General features: G+C 71.9%; 25 protein-coding genes and 1 tRNA gene. 9 read left to right on the top strand and 17 right to left on the bottom strand.

All coding sequences use genetic code 11. The features are described 5' to 3' along the window. Window positions 1-36: 36 nt before the first annotated feature. A complete protein-coding gene (locus ACSP97_RS14135; RefSeq protein ID WP_440557772.1) occupies window positions 37-1326 on the bottom strand; it encodes a peptidoglycan-binding protein in 1290 nt (429 codons plus the stop codon). A gap of 176 nt (window positions 1327-1502) precedes the next feature. Between ACSP97_RS14135 and ACSP97_RS14140 the strand changes: the two genes are divergently transcribed. After that, a tRNA-Lys gene (locus ACSP97_RS14140) sits at window positions 1503-1576 on the top strand. 56 nt (window positions 1577-1632) lie between these two features. Here the strand turns inward: ACSP97_RS14140 and ACSP97_RS14145 are convergent. The 8 genes from ACSP97_RS14145 to ACSP97_RS14180 form a co-directional block, all read right to left on the bottom strand. Beyond that, window positions 1633-2283 carry a class F sortase gene (locus ACSP97_RS14145; protein WP_440557774.1) on the bottom strand — a complete coding sequence of 217 codons (651 nt, stop codon included), beginning with the start codon at window positions 2281-2283 and terminating at the stop codon, window positions 1633-1635. Window positions 2284-2291: 8 nt separating this feature from the next. After that, complete coding sequence (locus ACSP97_RS14150) at window positions 2292-2858, bottom strand: hypothetical protein (RefSeq protein WP_355153395.1); 567 nt, start codon at window positions 2856-2858, stop codon at window positions 2292-2294. Between the two features lie 101 nt (window positions 2859-2959). Then, window positions 2960-3739 (bottom strand): HAD-IIA family hydrolase, encoded by a 780-nt coding sequence (locus ACSP97_RS14155; RefSeq protein ID WP_355153397.1) that lies wholly within the window; start codon window positions 3737-3739, stop codon window positions 2960-2962. Between the two features lie 78 nt (window positions 3740-3817). Next, entirely contained in the window at window positions 3818-4105 is a 288-nt protein-coding gene (locus ACSP97_RS14160; protein ID WP_440557776.1) for a hypothetical protein, read from the bottom strand. A gap of 158 nt (window positions 4106-4263) precedes the next feature. Beyond that, complete coding sequence (locus ACSP97_RS14165; protein ID WP_440557777.1) at window positions 4264-5358, bottom strand: hypothetical protein; 1095 nt, start codon at window positions 5356-5358, stop codon at window positions 4264-4266. 98 nt (window positions 5359-5456) lie between these two features. After that, window positions 5457-5732: a hypothetical protein gene (locus ACSP97_RS14170; RefSeq protein ID WP_440557779.1), complete on the bottom strand. Its 276-nt coding sequence runs from the start codon at window positions 5730-5732 to the stop codon at window positions 5457-5459. Between the two features lie 16 nt (window positions 5733-5748). Then, window positions 5749-6078, bottom strand: a complete 330-nt coding sequence (locus ACSP97_RS14175) for a hypothetical protein (RefSeq protein WP_440557781.1) — start codon at window positions 6076-6078, stop codon at window positions 5749-5751. 79 nt (window positions 6079-6157) lie between these two features. After that, window positions 6158-7288 (bottom strand): ROK family transcriptional regulator, encoded by a 1131-nt coding sequence (locus tag ACSP97_RS14180; RefSeq protein WP_355153491.1) that lies wholly within the window; start codon window positions 7286-7288, stop codon window positions 6158-6160. Between the two features lie 63 nt (window positions 7289-7351). Between ACSP97_RS14180 and ACSP97_RS14185 the strand changes: the two genes are divergently transcribed. The 3 genes from ACSP97_RS14185 to ACSP97_RS14195 all read left to right on the top strand — a co-directional run bounded on the left by ACSP97_RS14185 (window position 7352) and on the right by ACSP97_RS14195 (window position 9926). After that, window positions 7352-8422, top strand: coding sequence for a Gfo/Idh/MocA family protein (locus ACSP97_RS14185; protein WP_440557783.1), 1071 nt, complete (start codon window positions 7352-7354; stop codon window positions 8420-8422). Then, window positions 8422-8922 carry a heme-degrading domain-containing protein gene (locus ACSP97_RS14190; protein WP_440557785.1) on the top strand — a complete coding sequence of 167 codons (501 nt, stop codon included), beginning with the start codon at window positions 8422-8424 and terminating at the stop codon, window positions 8920-8922. The genes ACSP97_RS14185 and ACSP97_RS14190 overlap by 1 nt, the downstream gene beginning before the upstream one ends. A gap of 128 nt (window positions 8923-9050) precedes the next feature. Beyond that, window positions 9051-9926 carry an LLM class F420-dependent oxidoreductase gene (locus tag ACSP97_RS14195; RefSeq protein WP_440557786.1) on the top strand — a complete coding sequence of 292 codons (876 nt, stop codon included), beginning with the start codon at window positions 9051-9053 and terminating at the stop codon, window positions 9924-9926. A gap of 73 nt (window positions 9927-9999) precedes the next feature. Here ACSP97_RS14195 and ACSP97_RS14200 read toward each other — a convergent pair whose 3' ends face one another. From ACSP97_RS14200 to ACSP97_RS14215, 4 genes are all read right to left on the bottom strand, one after another. Next, a complete protein-coding gene (locus ACSP97_RS14200) occupies window positions 10000-10854 on the bottom strand; it encodes a fumarylacetoacetate hydrolase family protein (RefSeq protein WP_355153410.1) in 855 nt (284 codons plus the stop codon). Window positions 10855-10997: 143 nt separating this feature from the next. Next, window positions 10998-11714, bottom strand: a complete 717-nt coding sequence (locus ACSP97_RS14205; RefSeq protein WP_355153412.1) for a YidC/Oxa1 family membrane protein insertase — start codon at window positions 11712-11714, stop codon at window positions 10998-11000. A gap of 113 nt (window positions 11715-11827) precedes the next feature. Beyond that, the gene (locus tag ACSP97_RS14210; protein ID WP_355153414.1) at window positions 11828-12142 is read right to left on the bottom strand and encodes a DUF6412 domain-containing protein; all 315 of its coding nucleotides are present in this window, start codon (window positions 12140-12142) and stop codon (window positions 11828-11830) included. A 71-nt stretch (window positions 12143-12213) separates the two neighbouring features. After that, entirely contained in the window at window positions 12214-12741 is a 528-nt protein-coding gene (locus ACSP97_RS14215; protein WP_355153416.1) for a winged helix-turn-helix transcriptional regulator, read from the bottom strand. A 139-nt stretch (window positions 12742-12880) separates the two neighbouring features. Between ACSP97_RS14215 and ACSP97_RS14220 the strand changes: the two genes are divergently transcribed. Then, entirely contained in the window at window positions 12881-14302 is a 1422-nt protein-coding gene (locus ACSP97_RS14220; protein WP_440557789.1) for an MFS transporter, read from the top strand. Window positions 14303-14355: 53 nt separating this feature from the next. Here ACSP97_RS14220 and ACSP97_RS14225 read toward each other — a convergent pair whose 3' ends face one another. Further along, window positions 14356-15165: a TIGR03943 family putative permease subunit gene (locus tag ACSP97_RS14225; RefSeq protein WP_440557791.1), complete on the bottom strand. Its 810-nt coding sequence runs from the start codon at window positions 15163-15165 to the stop codon at window positions 14356-14358. Then, window positions 15162-16211, bottom strand: coding sequence for a permease (locus ACSP97_RS14230; RefSeq protein ID WP_440557793.1), 1050 nt, complete (start codon window positions 16209-16211; stop codon window positions 15162-15164). The genes ACSP97_RS14225 and ACSP97_RS14230 overlap by 4 nt, the downstream gene beginning before the upstream one ends. Before the next feature lie 173 nt (window positions 16212-16384). Here ACSP97_RS14230 and ACSP97_RS14235 point away from each other — a divergent pair, with 173 nt between their 5' ends. From ACSP97_RS14235 to ACSP97_RS14245, 3 genes are all read left to right on the top strand, one after another. Further along, entirely contained in the window at window positions 16385-17398 is a 1014-nt protein-coding gene (locus ACSP97_RS14235) for a hypothetical protein (protein WP_440557795.1), read from the top strand. A gap of 35 nt (window positions 17399-17433) precedes the next feature. Further along, window positions 17434-18390, top strand: a complete 957-nt coding sequence (locus ACSP97_RS14240; protein WP_358273826.1) for a NaeI family type II restriction endonuclease — start codon at window positions 17434-17436, stop codon at window positions 18388-18390. Between the two features lie 96 nt (window positions 18391-18486). Beyond that, entirely contained in the window at window positions 18487-18888 is a 402-nt protein-coding gene (locus ACSP97_RS14245) for a very short patch repair endonuclease (RefSeq protein ID WP_440557796.1), read from the top strand. Here the strand turns inward: ACSP97_RS14245 and ACSP97_RS14250 are convergent, their stop codons facing one another. Next, window positions 18889-20109 carry a DNA cytosine methyltransferase gene (locus ACSP97_RS14250; RefSeq protein ID WP_358273822.1) on the bottom strand — a complete coding sequence of 407 codons (1221 nt, stop codon included), beginning with the start codon at window positions 20107-20109 and terminating at the stop codon, window positions 18889-18891. Window positions 20110-20270: 161 nt separating this feature from the next. On the opposite strand from ACSP97_RS14250, the gene ACSP97_RS14255 reads away from it, so the two are divergent. After that, window positions 20271-21020, top strand: a complete 750-nt coding sequence (locus ACSP97_RS14255; RefSeq protein WP_358273820.1) for an HNH endonuclease — start codon at window positions 20271-20273, stop codon at window positions 21018-21020. Here the strand turns inward: ACSP97_RS14255 and ACSP97_RS14260 are convergent. Then, window positions 21017-21640 (bottom strand): ATP-binding protein, encoded by a 624-nt coding sequence (locus ACSP97_RS14260; protein ID WP_440557798.1) that lies wholly within the window; start codon window positions 21638-21640, stop codon window positions 21017-21019. The two genes, ACSP97_RS14255 and ACSP97_RS14260, sit on opposite strands and share 4 nt — an antisense overlap. Between the last annotated feature and the right edge of the window lie 157 nt (window positions 21641-21797).

The raw sequence follows: 21797 nt of genomic DNA on the forward strand, positions 1-21797 counted from the left end.
TGAAAAACGGGTCGACAGGGGTGTGACAGCGGGGAGTCACGCGAACAGGCGGCGCCAGGTCTCCGGGCCCGGGCTGCCGTCGGCCGCGCCGCCCCGCCAGCCCTGGGAACGCTGGAAGGCGGCCACCGCCCGCCGGTCCGCCTCGCCCCACCGCGGACCGGGCCCGGTGTCGTAGAACCGGCCGAACCCCTTGCTCACCAGCCGGGCCCCGAGCCGGGTGATGTGGTCGTTGCTCTGCCCCGGGCGGAAGTATGCCTTGCCGGGGTAACCGGGCACCCCGTGCGAGGCGGGGCCGTCCTCGTCCGGGGCGATGTCCCGGCCCTGGCCGGAGACGAGCAGCGCCCAGGTGCGCGGGCCCGGCAGTCCGTCGGCCTCCTCGTCGTTCCAGCCCTGGGCCCGCTGGAACGCCTCGGTGGCCCGCCGGTCGCCCTCGCTCCAGACCGGCCCCGGACCCTTCGGGTAGTACGGTCCCGCGCCCCGGGCCACCAGCATCTGCCCCAGCTGGGTGACGTGGGCGTTGTGCGCGCCGGGCCCGAAGGACGCGGCGCCCGGGAAGAGGTCCGTGGCCTTGCCGTCCGCCGCCTCGGCGCCGGGATTGCCGTCGGTCAGGCCCTTGTAGCGGTACGGCACGTACCCGCCGGTGTGGTTCCAGTAGGGGTACGGGGTGGTCTGGGAGCGGGTGTGCGGGGGCGTCTGCTCGTAGACCTTGTAGGAGGTGTGCGTGGCGTCCGTCCAGCCGCCGAAGATCACCACGTGGGAGCCCTGCTGGGGGTCGGCCGTGTTGTGGTGGAGCAGGATGTCGCCGGGCTGGAGCTGGGACTTCTTGATCTTCACGCCGTACTTGGCGAGGCTGCCGGTCCACTGGTTGCTGTTCAGCCCCCAGGCCATGGAGACGTAGCCGGAGCAGTCCTGCCGGTAGCCGTCGGTCCAGTAGCGGTTCATGCTGTACGGCACCTTCGCGGTCACCCACGACTTGGCCCGCTTGATGATGGCGTCGCGGGTGGTGTGCGGGGTGCCGACGCCGCCGGGCGTGGCCGGTCTGCCGGCCGGGCCGTGCAGCGGGGACTCGGTGCCCTGGGGGGTGTCGGACTCGCCGTCGCCGGGGACGGCCTGGCGGTGCGGCCCGTGGCCGGCGGCGAGGGCGGTCGCCGGGGGCGTGACGCCGAGCGCGGCGGACACGGCGGCGACGAGGACCATGCCGCGGGTCGAGGGACGGTGGCCGATCCGGCCGGGCAGCGGGCGGCGGCGGGTGCGTCGCCGGTGGACACAGCCGGGACAGCCGCAGTCACGCGCGGGTTCGAACTCCTCGAACGCCGGAGCGGCCATGCGATCTGCCTCACATTCATGGGGTTTTCGTCCGCTTGTGTGCACGTTGATCAGTTTTCCAACTCTGTCCGGAACGCGCACTTTGACGGTCCGAATGATGTACGGCACCCCCCGCGGCCTCCCCCGGGTGGTCGGAAGCACCCCCGCAGGTCAGGTAGAGTTCTCTCTGTCAGCAGGCGCCGCTAGCTCAGTTGGTTAGAGCAGCTGACTCTTAATCAGCGGGTCCGGGGTTCGAGTCCCTGGCGGCGCACCGACACGGAAAGGCCCCTCGCAGCAGCGAGGGGCCTTTCCGCATGCCGGGCCGCCTCACCCCGTGGAGCCGGTGAGGTACGCCGAGACGACCACGTTCGCCGTGTAGGCGCCGTCGCGGAAGCCGCCGCCGCAGGTGATCAGGCGCAGCTCGGCCCGGCCGGGCACGCGCGGCGCGTAGGCCTGCCGGGCGTCGAAGCCGGTACGGGGCAGGACGCGGACGTCCTCGACGGTGAACCGGGCGACCCTGCCGTCCGAGCGGACCACCCGCACCGAGGCGCCGGGGGTGAGGGTGCGCAGCCGGTGGAACACGGCGGGCCGGGTGTCGGTGTCGAGGTGGCCCACCATCAGGGCGGTGCCGCTCGCGCCCGGCCGGGTCCCGGCGCCGTACCAGGCGGCCACGCCCGGCTGGTCGAAGGGCGGCGGGGCGGGCGCGCCGCGCGTGTCCAGACCGCGGGCCACCACCGGCGCCTGGACGCCGAGCCGGGGGATGTCGATGCGCTGGGGCAGCGCCTCCGGCAGCGGCCGCGCGGGGGGCGGCAGCCGGACGGGCGCGGTGGCGCCGAGGGCGAACAGATCACCGGCCGCCGGGTGCCGCGCCCCCTGGGGTACGGCGGTGACGGCCCGCCCCCACAGCCACAGCCCGAGCAGCAGCACCGCCCAGGTCAGGGCGGTGCAGAGACGGCCGCGGAGGTGGTCTTCGCGCATCCGCGCCCTCAGTGCGGGCGGCGGCCGCGGCGGGCGCGCAGCCCCACGGCGACGGCGGCGATCGCGGCCAGCGCGAGACCGGTCAGGGCCTGGGCGGTGTCCGGTCCGCTCCCGCTGGTGGCCACGGTGGCGAACCGGGCGGTGGCGCCACCGCCGGCGTCGACCGGGGCGACGGGTGTGGCGAGGGGTCCGCCGGGCTGCCCCGGTGCGCTCGCGCCGGCTCCTTTGCCGGCCCCGCCCGCCACGACCGTGAGGGTGCCGTCGACCACCCGGTCCGCGCAGGTGACCTTGACGTCGTAGGCGCCCGGCCCGACGGAGGAGCCCACGCGGGTCTCGCCGGACAAGGTGCCCCCGGCGCCGGTCAGCCGGGCGTCGCTGACGAAGGCGCGTGAGGCGGCGGTGGCCTGTCTCCCGGTGCAGCCGCTGACCCGCAGGGTCACGTCGGTCCCCGGCGCGGGGGTCCCGGGCACGGCGGCGAGGGTGCCGCCGCCCGCCGCGTGGGCCGCCTGGGCCGCCGGTCCGAGCGCGGCGACGGCCAGCAGGCCGCTGCACACAGTGAGGGGTAGTGAGCCCATCGTGAACCTCCAGACATCAGGAGGTTCCCCCGGCCCGGGCGCCCCCGCACCTCGGGAGGCGCCGCGCTGCTCCGTCCGGGTGATGCCCGGACCCGGCCGGCTCAGACGAGGTCGACGAGGTCCGCGATGGAGTCGACGATCTGGGAGGGCCGGAAGGGGTGGCGGTCCACCTCGGCGATCCGGGTGACCCCGCTGAGCACCAGGAAGGTGCGCATCCCGGCCTCCAGTCCCGCCAGCACGTCGGTGTCCATGCGGTCGCCGATCATCGCGGAGGTCTCGGAGTGGGCGCCGATCGCGTTCAGGCCCGCGCGCATCATCAGCGGGTTGGGCTTGCCGACGAAGTACGGGCTGCGGCCGGTCGCGGCGGTGATCAGGGCGGCGACCGAGCCGGTGGCGGGCAGGTCGCCGTCGGTGGAGGGGCCGACGTTGTCCGGGTTGGTGGCGATGAACCGGGCGCCGGCGTTGATCAGCCGGACGGCCTTGGTCAGTGCCTCGAAGGAGTAGGTGCGGGTCTCGCCGAGGATCACGAAGTCGGGCTCGTGGTCGGTGAGTACGTAGCCGATGTCGTGCAGCGCGGTGGTCAGGCCGGCCTCGCCGATGACGTAGGCGCTGCCGCCGGGGCGCTGGTCGTTCAGGAACTGGGCGGTGGCCAGGGCCGAGGTCCAGATGTTCTCGGTCGGCACGTCCAGGCCCATGCGGCGCAGCCGGGCGTGCAGATCACGGGCGGTGTAGATGGAGTTGTTGGTGAGGACCAGGAAGGGGCGGCCCGATTCGCGCAGCTTCTTCAGGAAGGCATCGGCGCCGGGGATCGGCACACCCTCGTGGATCAGGACGCCGTCCATGTCGGTGAGCCACGATTCGATGGGCTTGCGGTCTGCCATGTTGTGCGTCTCCTGGCATGCGTGGGATCAACGAACGGGGGCGCCGGAACCACGGCGTACCGACGCCCCCCAGGGTAGTCAGCCCCGGCCGGTCCGTACCCCGGAGTACGGCAGGCGATCAGTTGCCCGTCGCGGACCTTCCGGTCGTCGGCGGAGGACGCGAGGTTCTTGTCGACGTCGTCCCAGTCGGGCCGGAGCACCTCGGCAGTCGGGCCGGAAGACCTCGACGCCGTCCATCAGTTCGGCGACGGCGGTGGCGGTGGCGTCGTGCGGGGCCTTGGAGACGAGCCCGGCCGCGTACGGCAGCGCGAAGGCGGACGGCCCGCCGTCCTTTCCGGCCGGGAACCGGATGCCGAGATTGGGCATGGCCTGGATGAGCACGGCCGTGCGTCACCGGCGACACCCGGGGTGGAGTACTGCACCTTGTTCTCGTACTTGGCGTCGAGCAGGTCCAGCGGGCCCCCGCGCACCCCCTCGGTGCAGCTCGTCGGGGTGGGCGGGGGCGGGGAGTTGGGGCCGCCCGCTCAGCGGCGCCTGCGGGCCACGAGGAACGCGGCACCGGCCACACAGAGCAGGGCGCCGGCCGCGGCGAACAGTCCGTGGGTGAGGCCGGGACCGGTCCGGGCCAGCTCGCGGGCGCGCTCCCCGGCCTCCTGCGCGTCCTGGGCGAAGGGGAGGGAGGGGTTGGCGGGGGCCGCGCCGTCGCCGTCCCTGGACGACCGGCCGGCGGCGGTACCGGCGCCCGGACTCGCCTCCGTGCCGGTGCCGGTGCCCGCCTCCGTGCCGGTGCCCGCCTCCGTGCCGGTGCTCGCCTCCGTGCCCGTGCCCGTGGTCGTGCCCGTACCCGTTCCGGTGCCGGTGCCCGCCTCCGGCAGGCGCTGTGCGACCGGGGTGCGGTCCGGGTCGGGGCTCGCGGAGGTCTCCCCCGCGCCGTCGCCCGGCGTGCCGACGCCGAACCGGTAGACGTTGGACTCCCCGACCCACTCCCCGTCCCGGCCCCGGCGCTGCACGGCGGCGGCACGCGCGGTGACCTGGTCGGGGACGGCGGCGTCACGGGTGAGCGCCAGCCGGACCCGCACGCTGACGGTCTTGCCCGGCGGCACGGTGAAGCCACCGAATCCGGGTGCGTCCAGCACGCCGATCAACTCCTTCTCGTCGCTGCTCTCGAATGCCACCGGCCGGACGCGGGACCCGTCGTGGAAGTCCAGCCGCGCCTGCTCCACCCGCAGCGCGTGCCGGTCGTCGACGAGGACGACGACCGGGTGGACGGCGGCGCAGGAGCGGGTGGTGGTGTTGGTGAGGTCGATGTACCAGGTGCCGCGACCGCCGCCCGGCCGGTACGAGTCGGGGCCGCCGCGGATCCGGGTGGCCAGCGGGAAGTCCCGCTCGCCCGGCGCCGCGCAGGACGGCGAGGGCCCCGCGCCGACGGCGGCCGCCGGTCCGGGGACGAGGACGGCGGCCACGGCGAGCCCCAGGGCGCACAGGGTCAGGGGGCGGCGCGGCAAGGCGCGGGGCGGCAGGGGGCGCGGGCCTGGGAAACGGGGGGACGGGTTGCGCAGGGAGCGGAACCGGGACGGGGACGAGCGCAGGGGCGGGTGCAGGGGCGTGCACAGTCGCATGAACACATGACCATGCCGGTGCGGGCCCCCGGTTCCGCGATGCCACTCCGGTGGCACCCCGCGCGTCCCCCCGATCGGCCGAGGTCAGGGGCGCAGGGTCAGGGATGGCAGGCCCGCCGGGCCGCGGACGCGGTCGCGTCCCGCTCGGCCTCGGCCCGGCGCAGCGCCTGTTCCTGCGAGATGTCCGGGTGGCCACCGTCGGCGATGCCGTGCAGCAGGTCCGCCTTCAGGGCGTCGTAGGAGCGCTCCGCCCGCCCGGCGGCCGCCAGGGCCCGGTCGCAGCCGGTGTCCGCCGGGGCCGCGGGGGCGGCGACGCAGAGCGCGAGCAGCGTCACGGCACCGGCCGCGAGCGCGGAGAGCCGTGTGGACGGCACGGGAGCCTCCGGGGAGTCAGGAGACCAGCGTGACCACTCGGCCGCCGCTTCGTACATCGGCGCAGACCTGGTACGGGTCGGGGTCCCCCTGCCGTTCCCCGCACACCCACCGGGACCCGGCCGCGCGCACCTCGACGGTCCGGCCCTTCGTATAGGCGGCCGCGACCTCGAGGGCCGCCCCGCAGGGCACGCTCCGGGCCGCCATCACCCCGAGCCCGGAGGCCCGGTCCACCCCGCAGTACGCGTAGCCCGTGCCCTGCGCCGCGACGGCCTGCGCGGCTCCCGGCAGGCAGAGCATTCCGGCCCCCACCAACACGGCGACGATCCTCGGCTTGAGCGCCTTCACACCGCACCTCCTTCCCCTGGGGCAACAGCAACCCCACGAGTACCCCGGCGCGCACACCCGCCCGCCCGGACCGCCGCCCTCACGCCCCCGCTCGCCCGAACAACTCGCCCAGCACCAGCTCCGCGGCTCCCTCGCCCACGGCCCCCTCTCCCCGGGCCGCCACCCGTACGGGCACCCCCTCCCGCACCCCTTCACGGACCGTCCGCGCCGCAAGGACCGCGGCGACGCCCCGCACGTACGGCTCCGGGTCCGCCAACACCGTCCGCCCCCCGAGCAGCACCCGGTCGATGTCCAGCAGCCCCACCAGGTTCCCGGCGCCCACCCCGAGCACCCGCGCCGCCGCGGCCGCCTCGCCCCGCGCCACCGCGGCCAGGCACAGCGCCTCCAGGCACCCCCGGTCCCCGCACTCGCAGGGCGGTCCGTCCAGCTGGATGACCTGGTGCCCGAACTCCCCCGCCCCGGTCCGCGCCCCCCGGTGCACCCGCCCGCCGATCACCAGACCGGCCCCGAGCCCCGTACCGAGGTGCAGATAGGCGAAGGACCCGCCCTCGCCCCCGACCGCCAGCCCCACGGCCGCCGCGTTGGTGTCCTTGTCCACGATCACCGGCACCCCCAGCCGCTCCCGCAGCGCGTCGCGCAGCGGAAACCCGTCCCACCCCGGGAAACCGGTGACCCGGTGCAGCACCCCCCGCACATGGTCGAGCGGCCCGGGCAGCGCGACCCCCACCCCCAGCAGCGAGTCCACCTCGGCCAGCTCCCCGAACTCGCCGAGGCACTCCCCCACCAGCCCGGTCACCTGCGCCGCGACCGTGCCCAGCACGGCCTCCGCGCCGGCCCCCAGGTCCAGCGGTCCCCGCCGCTCCCCCACCACGGCCCCGTCCAGGCGTATCAGCACCACCCGCAGCTCGTCCCGGTCCACATGGACGCCGACCGCGTGCCCGGCCTCCGGCACCAGCCGCAGCACGGTCCGCGGCTTGCCCCCGGTGGACGCCCGCCGCCCGGCCTCCGCCGCGAGCCCCGCCTCCCGCAGCCGTCCGGTGATCTTGCTGACGGCCTGCGGGGTCAGCCCGGTCCGCTCGGCCAGCTCCAGCCTGCTGATCCCCGCCGCCCCGGCCTCCCGCAGCAGACCGAGCACGAGCGCGCTGTTGTGCGACCGCACCGCGCCCACGTCCGCCCCGGTGCCGGCCCGTCCGCCCCTCGCCCTGTCCATGCTCACACGCCCCATTGTCCCCTCCGCTTGCACTTTGGCAACGGCGTTGCGAAAGTGGGGGTCATGACTGCCGCCACGCCCTTCCGCGTCGGCCTGATCGGTTACGGTCTCGCCGGCTCCGTCTTCCACGCCCCGTTGATCGCCGCGACCGAGGGCCTCGCCCTGGACACGGTCGTCACCTCCAACCCGGAGCGGCAGCGACAGGCCCGCGGCGAGTTCCCGGACGTGACGCTCGCCGCGACCCCCGACGAGCTGTTCGCCCGCGCGGCCGAGCTGGACCTGGTCGTCGTCGCCTCCCCGAACAAGACCCACGTCCCGCTCGCGACCGCCGCCCTGGAGGCGGGCCTGCCCGTGGTCGTGGACAAGCCGGTCGCCGGCACAGCGGCCGAGGCCCGGTCGCTCGCCGCCCTCGCCGAGGACCGCGGCCTGCTGCTGTCGGTCTTCCAGAACCGGCGCTGGGACAACGACTTCCTGACCCTGCGCGCCCTCCTCGCGGACGGGGCGCTCGGCGAGGTCCGCCGGTTCGAGTCCCGCTTCGAGCGCTGGCGTCCGAAGCCCAAGGGCGGCTGGCGCGAGTCCGGCGACCCGGCGGAGATCGGCGGCCTGCTCTACGACCTCGGCAGCCACGTCGTCGACCAGGCCCTCGTCCTGTTCGGCCCGGCCGCCGAGGTGTACGCCGAGGCGGACGTCCGCCGCCCGGGCGCCGAGGCCGACGACGACACCTTCATCGCCCTCACCCACGCCGGCGGCGTCCGCTCCCACCTCTACGTCTCCGCGACGACCCCCCAGCTCGGCCCGCGCTTTCGCGTGCTGGGCTCCGAGGCGGGCTATGTGAAGTACGGCCTCGACCCCCAGGAGGGCGCCCTGCGCGAGGGCCTGCGCCCGGGCCCCGAGTGGGGTGCCGAGCCCGCGTCGCTGTACGGCCGCATCGGCGCCGGCGAGTCGCCGCTGACCGGTGGCGGCACCCCCGTACCGACCCTGCCCGGCGACTACCCGGCGTACTACGCGGCCGTCGCCGCCGCCCTCGCCGGCGCGGGGCCGAACCCGGTGACCGCCCTGGAGGCGGCCGCCGCCCTCGACGTACTGGAGGCGGCCCGCAGGTCCGCCCAGGAGAAAGTGACGGTGAGCCTCTGATGTCCCAGTCGACCACTGCCGAACTCGCGCCCGCTCCCACCATCGAGGAACTGGAGGAACAGGAACGCCGCCTGGTGTTCCACCGGTTCGGCTACGAGGACGCGTGGGCCCTCGGCTCCCTCCTGGTGGAGATGGCCCGCGAGCGCCGGCTGCCCGTCGCCATCGACATCCACCGCGCCGGCCAGCAGCTCTTCCACGCGGCCCTGCCCGGCTCCACGCCGGACAACGACGCCTGGATCGACCGCAAGCGCCGGGTGGCCATGCGCTACGGCGCCCCCTCCTACCTGGTCGGGTCCCGCTTCCGCGCCAAGGGCACCACGTTCGAGCACTCCTCCCGCCTCGACCCCGACGTCTACGCGGCCCACGGCGGCTCCTTCCCCATCCGGGTGGCGGACGTCGGCGTCATCGGCGCGGTGACCGTCTCCGGTCTGCCGCAGGTGGAGGACCACCGGCTGGTGGTGGCGGCGCTGGAGAAGTTCCTCGGCGCGTCGGCGGGCTGAGCGGCCTCGGCCGACCGGGGGAACTTCGGCCTCGGGGGAAAACCGCGGGAATCAGCGGCGACGCCCTCCGGTTGGCAGTGGGAAGTGATGATCACAGCACAGCCCCACCACCCGGAGGGATCGCCCGCATGAGTGACACCACAGGCCCGCTGAAGCAGCGCATCGGCCGGTACGGCGTCTGGGACGTCGCGCTGCGCGCGGAGGAGCCCGACCGCCGCACCGAACAGGCCGAGGCCGCCGCCGAGCTGGAGGAACTCGGCTACGGCGCCATCTGGCTGGGCGGCAACAGCACCGCCGCGAACGCCGCCCCGCTCATCGGGGCGACCGGCCGGATCACCGTCGGCACCAGCATCCAGAGCGTCTGGCAGCGGGAGGCCGCCGAGACCGCCGCCGACTTCGCCGAGCTGGAGTCGGCCCACCCCGGCCGCTTCGTGCTGGGCCTCGGGGTGAGCCACGGCCCCAGGGTGCAGGGCTACGAGCGGCCGTACGCCACGATGGTCGGCTACCTGGACGAGCTGGACAAGGCGGGCCTGCCCGCCGACCGGCGCGTGCTGGCCGCCCTCGGCCCCAAGATGCTGAAGCTGTCCGGTGACCGGGCGGCCGGCGCCATCCCCTACCTGGTCACCCCCGAGCACACCGCCAAGGCCCGCGAGATCCTCGGTGAACAGCCGCTGCTGGCGCCGGAGTTGAAGGTCGTCCTGGAAGCGGACCCGGACCGTGCCCGCGCGATCGCGCGCGCCTACCTGTCGCGGTACCTCGAACTCCCCAACTACACCAACAACTTCCTGCGCCTGGGCTTCAGCGAGGCCGACGTGGCCGACGGCGGCAGCGACCAGCTCATCGACGCGGTCTTCGCCTGGGGCGACGACACCCGCGTCCGCGAGCACGTCGACGCCTTCCACGAGGCGGGCGCCGACCACGTGGCCCTCCAGGTGGTCACCGAGACCACCGGCAGCACCCTGCCGAGGGAGGAATGGCGCCGCCTCGCCGCGCTGCTCGGCTGACGCCTCGGCCCGCCGGGCCCACGGGGAACCGCGCGCCGCGGTTCCCCGCCACCCCCGGGCCGACGGCGGGCGGCTACGCGTCCTTCAGCACCTGCCGCTGCCGGCCGAGCCCCTCGACCTCCAGCTCGACCACGTCCCCGGCCCTCAGGTACGGCTTCGGCTCGGGCCGCCCCATCGCCACCCCCGCGGGCGTCCCGGTGTTGATCACATCGCCGGGGTACAGCGTCATGAACCGGCTCACGTACCGCACCACCTCCCCCACCGGGAAGATCTGCTCCGCCGTCGTACCGTCCTGCTTCAGCTCCCCGTTGACCCACAGCCTCAGCGCGAGCCGCTGCGGGTCCGGCACCTCGTCGGCCGTCACCAGCCACGGGCCCAGCGGGTTGAACGTCTCGCAGTTCTTGCCCTTGTCCCAGGTCCCGCCGCGCTCGATCTGGAACTCCCGCTCGGAGACGTCGTGCGCGACCGCGTACCCGGCGACATGCGCGAGCCCTTCCTCGGCCGACTCCAGATGGCGGGCCGTGCGCCCGATGACGACCGCCAGCTCCACCTCCCAGTCGGTCTTGACGGAGCCGCGCGGCACGAGCACGGTGTCGTCCGGGCCGACGACGGTGTCCGGTGCCTTGAGGAAGACGACCGGCTCCGCGGGCGGCTCGGCACCGGTCTCCCGGGCGTGGTCGTGGTAGTTGAGCCCGATGCACACGATCTTGCCGATGCGGCCGAGCGGGGGCCCGATCCGCAGCCCCGCGTCCAGCGCGGGCAGCTCACCGGAGTCGGCCGCCGCCCGTACCCGGGCCAGCGCGGCCTCGTCGGCGAGGAGCGCGCCGTCGATGTCGTCCACGAGTGCGGACAGGTCACGCAGGGTCCCGTCCGCGTCGAGCAGCGCCGGGCGTTCCGCCCCCGCCGTACCGACTCGCAGCAGCTTCATGGTCACCATCTCCTTCGATCGCGCAGGCGCCCGGCCGACGGGTGCAGCCATCGGAGGACTGGACGATCCTCCAAGTCTCCCGTCCGGCCCGCAAGACCCTGTTCAGGGAGTGGACCGGGGCCGAGCGCCGCCCGCGGGTGCCGCTACCGGTACAGCGCGGCCCGCTCCACCGCGCTCCAGGTCGTACTGGTGACGACGTACAGCGCGGCGGCGAGCGGTACGACGGCCACGGTGACCAGGGTGAGGAAGGACAGGAACGGCATCACCTTGCCGACCGCGCCGAGCCCCGGCACCTCCTCGCCGCCGGCGGCGGCCATGACCGGGTGCTGCGCCATCTGCCGCCTGGTGCGGAGGTAGTTGAAGGTGGCGACCGCGGCGACCAGCGCGAAGAGCCCGAGGTAGACCATCCCGGCCCCGCCGAAGAGCCCGTCCCCGGCGAGCGCGTCGGCCCACCGGCCGCCGAGCGGCGCCGCGAACAGCCGGTGGGCGAGCAGCTGGCCGCCCGCGCCGCCGGCGCCGGAGAACAGGTGGTAGAGCAGGAAGAAGGCGGGGAGCTGGAGCAGGCCCGGCAGGATGCCGGACAGCGGCGAGACCTTCTCCTCGGTGTGCAGCTCCAGGACCGCCTGCCGCAGCCGCTCGGGGTCCTTGGCGTGCCGTCGGCGCAGCTCGGCGATCCTCGGCTGGAGCGCGGCCCGGGCCCGCTGGCCGCGGGCGGCGGCGCGGGAGAGGGGGTGGACGAGCAGGCGTACGAGCGCGGTGAACAGGACGATCGCGGCGGCGGTCGCGGAGGCGTGGCAGAGCGGGGCGAGCAGGTCGGCGAGCCGCTCGACCAGGTGTGCGAACACGGAGAAGACGGACATGGGTGAGCCCTCCGGGGGTCTCGTCGTGCCGGAATGCGAAGTGAGGTTCGGCAGGACGACCCGCGCGGGGTCACGGAGGGACTGTGGTGCGTGCCCGGTGTGCCCTACGTGCCCTACGCGGCGGTCGCCGGAAGGGTCCGTCCGGGCGCCCTGGGCCGGCGGCGGCCGGGGGCGTCGGGGTCGCGCTGGGGCAGGAAGGCCGTGCGCCGGGCCCGGTCGCGTATCGCGGTGCGCACCCGGGTGGGTGGCACGGCGGGCACGGAGCGGGCGGCGAGGTGGCTGCACAGGGCGAGCGCGGAACCGGCCGCGGCGGTCGCGGCGAGGGCGACGGCGGTGGTGAGGCCGCCGGTGTCGAGGAGGGCGAGGGGGAGCAGCAGGAACAGGGGGGCAAGCAGGAACGCGACGGCACGGCTGCGTTCGCGGCTCATCGCTCTCCCCCTCCCCCGGCCGGCGTCTCATCCTCGCCGGTCATGCCTGTGCGTCGATTATGCCTGCTCGGTCATGCCTGTTCGGTCTCCAGCGGTTCCAGCAGCCGCTTGGGCTTCAGCAGGGCGCGGCTGACCGGGTCCGCCGGGTCCGGATCGAGTCCGGGGCCCGGCTCCATGACAACGTCCGCGACCGGCACGATGGTTCCGCACAGGGCGCATTCGCCGTACGGCCCGATCTCGGTGCCGCACACGGCGTGCCGGAAGTAGCGCAGCCGGGCCCCGTCGAACTGCTCGCGACCCCAGCTGCCCAGCGAGCGCAGGGTGGGCCACAGGGCGATGCCTCGCTCGGTGACGACGTACTCGTCCCGGGGCGGCGACTGCTGGTAGCGGCGCTTTTCGAGGATGCCCTCGGCGGTCAGCGCCTGCAGCCGGGCGGCCAGGACGGCGCGCGGGATGCCGAGATGGACCAGGAAGTCGTTGTAGCGCCGCACGCCGTAGAGCGCGTCCCGGACGACGAGCAGCGTCCAGCGCTCGCCGACGACTTCGAGCGCGCGGGCGATCGAGCACTCCTGTGTCGCGTAGTCCTTGCCCAGTGCCATGCCCCCCACTGTAGCGACTTCCCGACCATAGGTTCATCTATTGAACCGACCGTGTTACGGTGGCCGGGACAGCAAGGTTCGATGAACGAACTTATGCCTTCGGTCCGGCAGCGCGGGCCGGGGCGGGACAGGACTTGCCATGACCGGGCTCGACTCCACCGCCGTACGGCAGGCGCATACGGCGCGTGCGGGGGGAGGTGCGCCCAGCGGCCCGGACACCCCCGTCCGCCCCCGCGCCACCCTCGCCCTCACCAGCGCGGCGACCGCGGTGACCCTGATGATCTACACCGCCCCGATGGTCACGCTGCCGCAGACGGCGACGGCCCTGCACACCTCGCTCTCCGCCCAGGCCTGGCTCCTGAACGGCACCCCGCTCGGCCTCGCCGCCCTGCTCCTGGTGGCCGGCAGCCTCGCCGACGACTACGGCCGCCGCCGGATCTTCCTCAGCGGCACCCTGGCCCTGGGCCTCACCACCGCCCTCGGCGCGCTGGCCACGTCCACCTGGCAGTTCACCCTGGCCCGCATCGCCCAGGGCGCCGCGAGCGCGGCCCTGCTGGCCAGCGGCCTCGGCCTGATCGTGCACGCCTTCCCGAGCCCGCGCGGCCGGCTGCACGCGACCGGCGTCTGGGGTGCCTTCGTCAGCGGCGGCATCGCGGCGGGCCCCCTGGTCGCCGCGTCCCTGCCGAACTGGCGCGTCGGCTACGGCGTCCTCGGCGTCGTCGCCCTGCTCCTGGCCGCGCTCGGCACCCGCGCGCTCACCGAGTCCCGCGCGCCCCGCGGCGGCCGCCCCGACATCCTCGGCGCCCTCACCTTCGGCACCGCCCTGACCGCCCTGATCGCGGCGCTGACCCTGGGCCGGGACGGCTGGCTGCGAGCCCCGGTGGGCCTGCTGCTCGCGGCGGCGGTGCTGCTGGTCGGCGCGTTCGTCGCGGTGGAGCGCCGCTCCGGCACCCCGATGATCGACCTCGGCCTACTGCGCCGCCCCCGCTTCCTGTCCTCCTCCGCGGGCGGCCTGTTCACCGGCCTCGCCGTGATCGCCCCCTTCAGCTACCTGCCCGCCGTCGTGCAGCAGACCATGCACCTGTCCCCCCTCGCCACGGCCGGCCTGCTGCTGCTCTGGTCCGGCCTGAGCTTCGCCGTCGCCCTCCAGGTCAAGCGACTGCCCGGCCGGATACCGCCGCGCGCGCAACTGGCCCTGGGCTTCGCCCTGCACATGGTCGCCGTCCTGACGATGCTCGGGGCCGTCGGCGCGGGCTCCTGGACCCGGCTGCTGCCCGGCCTGGCCATCGGCGGCGTGGGCAGCGGCCTGCTCAACGGCGCCCTGCCGCTGCTCGCCGTCGACTCCGTCCCGCGCGAACGCGCCGCCATGGGCTCCGGCGCCCAGCAGACCCTGCGCTACATCGGCTCCAGCGCCGGCGTCGCCCTCACCATCGCCCTCGCCACCTCGGGCGGCGACCTCGCCCACGGCACGGACATCGCCCTGGTGGTGTCGGCGGGGCTGGCGCTGGCGGGGGCGGTGGGGGTGATGGTGCTGCGGGAGCGCGACGGGCAGCGGGCGTAGGGGCGGCGGGCGGGCCGGGGTTCGGCAGCCGCGCCCCCTGGTTTCACGGCGCTTCAGGAGCCGCCCGACCGTGTGGTGGGCAAGGGGAGGGCGTCCTGGTAGCCGTTGACGGGCCGGGGCACCTTCGTGACCGTACGGGCGTCCAGCGCGACCTGCGCCGAGCCGGTGCCCAGGGTGCCCGCGGGGTGCCAGCTCCCGGTGACCGACACCCACGTGTCGGCGGCGAGCACGGGACCGCCGTAGATCCGCACCTTCACCGACTGGGCGTCCGCGGCGCAGCAGTTGATGATGATGCGGGTCAGATCCCAGCCGTCCTTCCCGTGCGGCGTGACGATCCCGGTCATCGTGACGGTACGCCCCTTGATGGCCCGCGAACGGTCCTGCCGTACCCGGCTGGTGAAGTCGGACAGGGTCATCGGCAGCGGCGAGGTGGCGGGCAACGGGTCGAACGCGCCCTGCCGGGCGACCGGTTTGGCCGGCTGCCGGGCGGCGGTGTAGGCGCCGAGGGCGGGCGGCGCGTAGAAGAGCAGGCTGAGCGCGGGCAGCAGCAACAGCCAGGCGACGCGCGGCATTGCGGAGTGATCGTGCCCGTGCGCCTGCGCGTGCTCGTCCTCGTGCCCGTTCGGGTGTTCGTGCCCGTGTTCGTGCCCGTGCCCGTGTTCGTGCTCCTCGGGGTCCCGCCGCCCCCTCCGGTCGAGGACGGCGCCGGCGATCCCCAGCAGGACCAGCACCACGCCCGAGGCGATGAGCAGGGGCCGCATGCTCTCCTTGACGTAGCGCAGGCACAGGTCGGTGACGACGGAGATGTGCAGCAGCCCGAGCCCGCACAGCACAAGCAATCCCGCCTGGAACGACCGTTTCACAGGAGTGCCCCTCCGATCAGCGCGCTGCACACGACGGCGACCACGAGGGTGGCCGCGCAGAACCGCACGGCGAACGCCCGCCCGAAGGTCCCCGCCTGCAAGGCGATCAGCTTCAGGTCGACCATGGGACCCACCACCATGAACGCCAGCCGAGCGACCGGCGGGAACCCGGTGAGCGAGGCTGCCAGGAAGGCGTCCGCCTCCGAGCAGACGGCGAGCAGCACGGCGAGGGCGGCCAGGAAGAGCACGGACAGCCAGGGCGTCCCGGCGAAGGTGTCGAGCACGGAGCGCGGCACGGCGACGTTGAAGGTGGCCGCCGCCATGGCGCCGAGCACCAGGAAGCCGCCGGCGTGCAGGAAGTCGTGCTGGAAGCCGAGCCGGAACTCGTCCCAGCGGCTGTGGCCCGTGCGGTGCCCGGTGTGCCGTACGGCCGGCCGCAGCCACTCGCTGCGCCCGAACCGCAACCACAGCCAGCCCATGACGACGGCGGTGGCGAGCGAGGCCAGCAGCCGGGCCAGCACCATGGCCGGGTCGCCGGGGAAGGCGATCGCGGTGGCGGTGAGCACGACGGGGTTGACGGCCGGCGCGGACAGCAGGAACGCGAACGCCGCGGCCGGTGTCACCCCGCGCCCGATGAGACTGTTGGCGACGGGCACGGAAGCACACTCGCAGCCCGGCAGCACGACCCCCGCCACCCCGGCCACCGGCACGGCGAGCACGGGCCGCCGGGGCAGCATCCGCCGGAACACCCACTCGGGCACGAAGGCGTTGATCGCCCCGGACAGGGCCGTACCCAGCAGTAGGAACGGCAGCGCCTGCACGGTGACCGCCAGACACACCGTCCGCCACGCCTGCACCGCCGGGGCGTCACCCCACCGCCCGACGAGGAAGAGCAGGGTCCCGGGCACGACGGCGGCGCCGACCAGCAGCAGCGGCCAGAACCGGGGCGGCGCGCTCGCGGCCGTCGCCGCCCCCGCCGCCGCCCCCTCCCGAGCCGCCGCCGAACCGTCCTGACCGGCCTCGACCAGCTCCCCCGTCAACCGCATCCCGACCCCACGTCCAGATGTCCACACGGACGGGTGTCCCCGTGGATGTCGCTGTCGGCACCGAAGATAGCGACCGCTCCTGTGCACGGGCGCCGCGTACCCCGGTACGGCCCACGGGTGCTTGCCCCCACCGTCCCTCACGTTTGTCGGCGCCCGGCAGTACGGTGTCCCCCATGCGCCCCGACACGCCTGCCGAGAACGTCGACCACACCGCCGAAGCGGCACGCCTGGAGCGGACCGCCGGCCTGTACCCGGAGGACGCCGAGGCCCTGCTCCTGCGGGCGGCGGCCCACCTGGAGCTGTCCGGCGACCGCCCCGCGGCCACCACCCTCTACGACCGCCTGCTGTCCACCCCCGGCACCCTGGAGAACCCGTCCCTGGTGCGGGCCCTGAAGGCGGCCAACCTCTGGGAGTACGGCCACGAGGCGGAGGCCAGGGCGATCATCGAGGGCATCCGCACCACCGCCCCGCGCGACCCCGGCCCGTGGCTGATCGTCGCGGAGTCCCTGGAGTCCCACGACGAGCTGGACGCCGCGGAGGACACCTTCACGGAGGCGGCGCGGCTCCTCCTGCCCGACACCCAGGAGACCCCCCTCCCCCTGCACCCCCTCCTCCACGGCCGCCACCGCGTCCGCCGCATGCGGGGCCTGCCGCACGACGACTGGGACACCCTGGCCGACACCCTGCACACCGGCCCGGTCCCCCTGGACGAACTGCACGACCCGAAACGCGTCTGGTCCCTGGGCTCCGACAACCCCGCCGAACTCCAGGCCGAGATCTCCCGCCTCCGCGCCGAACTGGGCACCTACCGCGAGGCCCTCTCCCGCCCCTTCCCGGTCGCCGTCCTGCACTGGCCGGCCCCGGAACTGGCGGAACTCCTCTCGGCCTACCCCGCCCTCGCCACGGAGTACCCCTCCCACGAGGCCCACCTCGCGACCATAGAGTCCTCCCTGCGCGAACTCTCCTCCTCCGGCACGGCCAACCTCGGCATCGTCACCGGCACCGTCCCCTCCTACGAAGCCTTCGCCGCCTCCGAAGCCACCTCCCCGGACGACCCGACCCTGCTCCCCCAGTACGCCACGACCCTGGCCTCCAGGGGCCGCGCGGTGGCCTGGCCACCGGAGGTGGGGGCGGGGTGCTGGTGCGGGTCGAAGAAGGCGTATGAGGGGTGTCACGGGGCTGAGTAACGCCGCTTAGATCACACCACTCACAAGGAAGAGTCTTGAGCGATTCTCTATTCTCTCTTGATGTCAATGCAGCACAAGGAATCTCTCAGTCAACGAAACACCTGGATTCAGACCTCGGTTTAACCGAAGTAGCCAACTGGTTTCGATCTCAACCCGCTCTCGAATTGCGCTTCGGAAACCTCATTCGACAGTCAATCGATGAGGTCCTCGACGGGCAACGGACAGGACGCTTCAACCTCAAAGATCTCGAAAAAACCGAAAAGACCTATCTCGGAACCAAGGTCGAGATCATCGCTCGTGCAGAATTTGGGCTAGGTCGCGGCACCAAGATGGACTTCTTGATTAACAACCACGAAGTCGACGCCAAATTCACCATTGGCGATAACTGGACCATCCCTAATGAAGCAAACGGCCACATCTGCCTACTAATCAAGGCAAATGACCACAAAGCAACCTACCAAGTGGGTCTTATCAAAATAGCAGATGAATATTTGAACCTCGGAAAAAACCGAGACGGGAAGCGCACCCTATCTGCAGCCGGAAGAAATGCAATCGAATGGCTAGTTAAAGAGGGGCGACTTCCGGAAAATATCCTGCTCACCCTCCCAGCGCCGACCATGAAGTCAATCTTCGAGAACGAAAAGAGCGGCCAAGCCCGCACTAACGAACTTTTCCTTCGCGTTCAAACGAGACTCATCAATCGAAATACCGTCCTCACTGTGGCCCGTCAGGACGATAGCCCGAAACGTGTACGCGACGCCCGCAGCCATCTACGCGACAAGGGAATCATCATTCTCGGACATCAGGGCCAGCATCCCCGTATCGCATATGAACTTGGCCTTCCCATACCGACAAAGGGCTCGTGGGTGTCAACCCGCATCACAGAGATACAAGCCCCATCACTCAGTAGAGAAACGACCCAAATCTTCGGTCGCAGCTACGCTATCTGGAGAGAGGGCGATCCCTCATCTGTAGCGCCAGCTAAGTACTGATCAAAGATGACGACAAAAAGGCCGACCCCAGACACCGTATCCCCCTGGTCTCCGCCCGAAGGATCTTGGGCCTCATCCGCCGCCCGTCGCCGCAACATGCAAGCCATCCGGAACCGGGACACCAAGCCGGAGTGGCTGATCCGGAGGCTCGTACATGCACAGGGGCTTCGGTACAGAGTCGCAGCCAAGCCGTTGCCCGGACTTCGCCGGACCGCCGACATGGTCTTCCGCCCTGCCAAAGTGGCTGTCTTCATCGACGGTTGCTACTGGCACGGCTGTCCGGAGCACTACGTCCCGCCGCGGACCAACCCCGGCTACTGGTCAGACAAGGTGGCCCGCAACATGGCACGCGACCGGGACACCGACCAGCGCCTGAAGGAGGCAGGCTGGACGGTGCTCCGGTTCTGGGAACACGAGCCATCGGAGGACTGCGCTGCCCGGATCGCCGCCGAGGTTGAAAAGCGGCGCAACGCAATGCGCAAGGGACGAGCCAGCTGATCAGCTCTTCTGCTGATCACGTTCCCGGGCGGCCTTCAGGACATCGATGATCGACTTACCGACGGCCTTCGCTACCGGCGGCGGAAAGGCATTGCCCACCTGCCGGTACTGCGCAGTCTTCCCACCCGCGAAATCCCACTCGGGCGGGAAGCCCTGGATGATGGCTGCCTGCCGCACAGTGAGCATCGGCCCGTCGGCGCCGAAAAGGTCACGACCTTCCGTCTGCTTCTTTGCGCACGTCTCAATATCATTGGCCACGCCAAGGCCTGAGACGCCAAGCAGTTTCCAGGCCGCCTTTGCACGGCTCGGCCCAAGGTCAGCTCCACCGTGCTTCTTCGACCCTCCGACAAGCGTAGGTGCGATACCCCCGCCCTTGCCCTTGAGTTCAGCATCACGATTACGGGCCTTCTCCAGCCACCGGTCGAAAGCTTTGCGTGCCACCTCGGCATGCACACCTTCGAAGTACCGCTCAAATCGCTCCCGCATGGATGCCTCAAGGCTGTCAGCGACACTGACCGGGTCTTCGTGCGTAGCCGAAGGCCACTCGTACTTCAAATCCTTGATGACGTCGTTGCGGAACGCCACGAGGATGGCTCGCGGCCGAAGCTGTGGCACACCGAAATCACTGGCCTCCAGAACATCCCACTGAGCGACGGTGTATCCGAGGCCCGGATCGTAAGCGATCTCCCCATCGTCTCCTCGGTACTTACCGCTCTGGAGGCGTGCCTTGATCCAGTCGCGGTAGTCCGAGAACTTCGGATCCATGATCCCTCGGACGTTCTCGATCATCACCGCGCGCGGCCTCAAAGCGTCGACCAGGTCCAGCATGCGCGGAAACAGGTCTCGCTCGTCGTCTTTCCCGAGTTGTTTCCCGGCGTGTGAGAACGGAGGGCATGGCACGCCGCCAGCCAGCAGGTCCAGTTCGCCCTTCTTCAGCCGATCAGCACCCTTGACCAGGTCGCTGTAGGGGTCGAACTCTTTGACATCAGCCGCCAGGATGTCGCAGTGCTTCCTCTCCCAGCCCCAGACCTCATGGTCATTGATGTTGAGCGCAAGGGTTTCAGCAGCATGCCTGTCGATCTCGACCAGAGCCAGGTGTCTGAACCCTGCCTGGTGAAGACCAACGGCCTGCCCGCCGGCGCCAGCACAGATCTCGATCGACGTGAACTCGGGCCCGGTTGACTCCGCGCTCATGTGCGCAGATTCCTTCGCGTGGGTCATGCCCCCTCCTTACAGCCGTGCAGCGGCAGACACATCTTGCAATCCACCATCACTGAGGGTGACAGACCCCACTGACAACGAGACCTCACCAAGTGTGCCGCACGCCCCGCCGTTCGCTGAACGCACCCTCCGTCACGCCGAACACTCATACGATATTGCGCATGCGGACGCCTGCTTGGACGGAAGACGAACTCGTACTGGCCGGAGCACTGGTCGTGAAGAACGGATGGAGGGAGCTGCGAACCACGGATCCGGAGGTGCACGAACTGTCGGAACTGCTTCGCTCGCTTCCGATCCACAGCACCGAAGCGCTCGCACTTCCCGGGTTCAGGTCTCCCAGCAGCGTTAGTCGCAAAACCACTGATTTTGCAACAAACCACCCGCAGTACAGCGGGGCAGCCACGCGGTGCGGGAGGCCGACGCTGCTGATGATCGATGCATTCCTCAGCCGTGAAGCTGAGATGCTCCAGGCCGCCCAGGCCATTGAGGATGGCATCGGCTCGGGCGAGCTGCACAGCATCCCGCCTCAGCCCGAGGAAGTCGACGAGACGGGGGTCACAGCCATCGAAGGACGTCTGCTCGTCCGTTGGGCCCTGGCGCGGGAGCGTGACCCGCGGCTGCGCAGACTCAAGATCGATCACATGCGCCGCCAAGGCCGGCCGCTTAGCTGCGAGGTGTGCGACTTCGACTTCGCGCGCACTTACGGCGAACTCGGCGAGGGCTACATCGAAGTGCATCACGTCACGCCGCTGCACGTCTCCGGCCAAAGAGAGACCGGACTTGCCGATCTTGCTTGTCTTTGCGCCAACTGCCACAGGATGTGCCATAGGAGTCGCCCCGGTGCCACCTGGCGCACCCCAGCGTCCCTTCGCGCGCTGATGGGGAAGTCCGCTCATTCGGCGTCTCACTAGGCAGCACCCGCTTCGGCCTCGTAATGGACCTGGGCGCGGTCCAGGATCTCGTCCGGGTCGTGCCCACGGGAAGCAGTCCAGTGCAGCAGATCTGCGATCAGTTCAATCGCCGCCTCCTCCAGGCCGATGCGGTTGACCGTATGCCGGAAGTCCACTTTGCCGCCCGCATAGCCCTCCAGGGCGCAGGCAGCCCGCTCAAGTCGTCGGCATGTCTGGCCCCTCAGCTCTACCTCACACCAGACCGACTTACCGGCCGCAGTCGGGGCCGCTCCCCAATCGGCCGCAAGGGTTGCCAGGAGATGCAAGCCACGCCCGCACTCCTCAGCGCACGACATGGATGCCCGGGCCGGCATCGTCCGACTGCCGTCGTGCATCTCGATCCTCAGCCTTCCACCTCTCCATTCAAGGACGAGGGCAGCGGTCACACCCTCGCCGACGTGCTTGATGACATTCGTCGCAAGCTCCGTGACCAGAAGTGCGACCTCATCGGTGTCCACAGGCATGCCCCAGCGGCCCAGCTGATTTCCTGCCGCTCTGCGCAGCATCCTCATCTCCGAGGCTGTGGCCGCAAAAGGCAGCACACAACGGAGTCCGGGCTCCCTGACTTCACGGTCGGACATGGCGGTCCTCCCTTCCGGGCCACGCACATGCCTGCGCCCGCCGTATCCGAACGGCTGCATTGCGTAGCGACCTGAGGTCGAGCATGGCATATGAGAACTCTCGTTATGCAACTTCTCACGGGAATCGATCGGGTGAATCCGGTGGTGAGGCAGCTTC

Source organism: Streptomyces sp. SCPE 10, from assembly GCF_051980735.1.
Classification (GTDB): Bacteria; Actinomycetota; Actinomycetes; order Streptomycetales; family Streptomycetaceae; genus Streptomyces; species Streptomyces misionensis.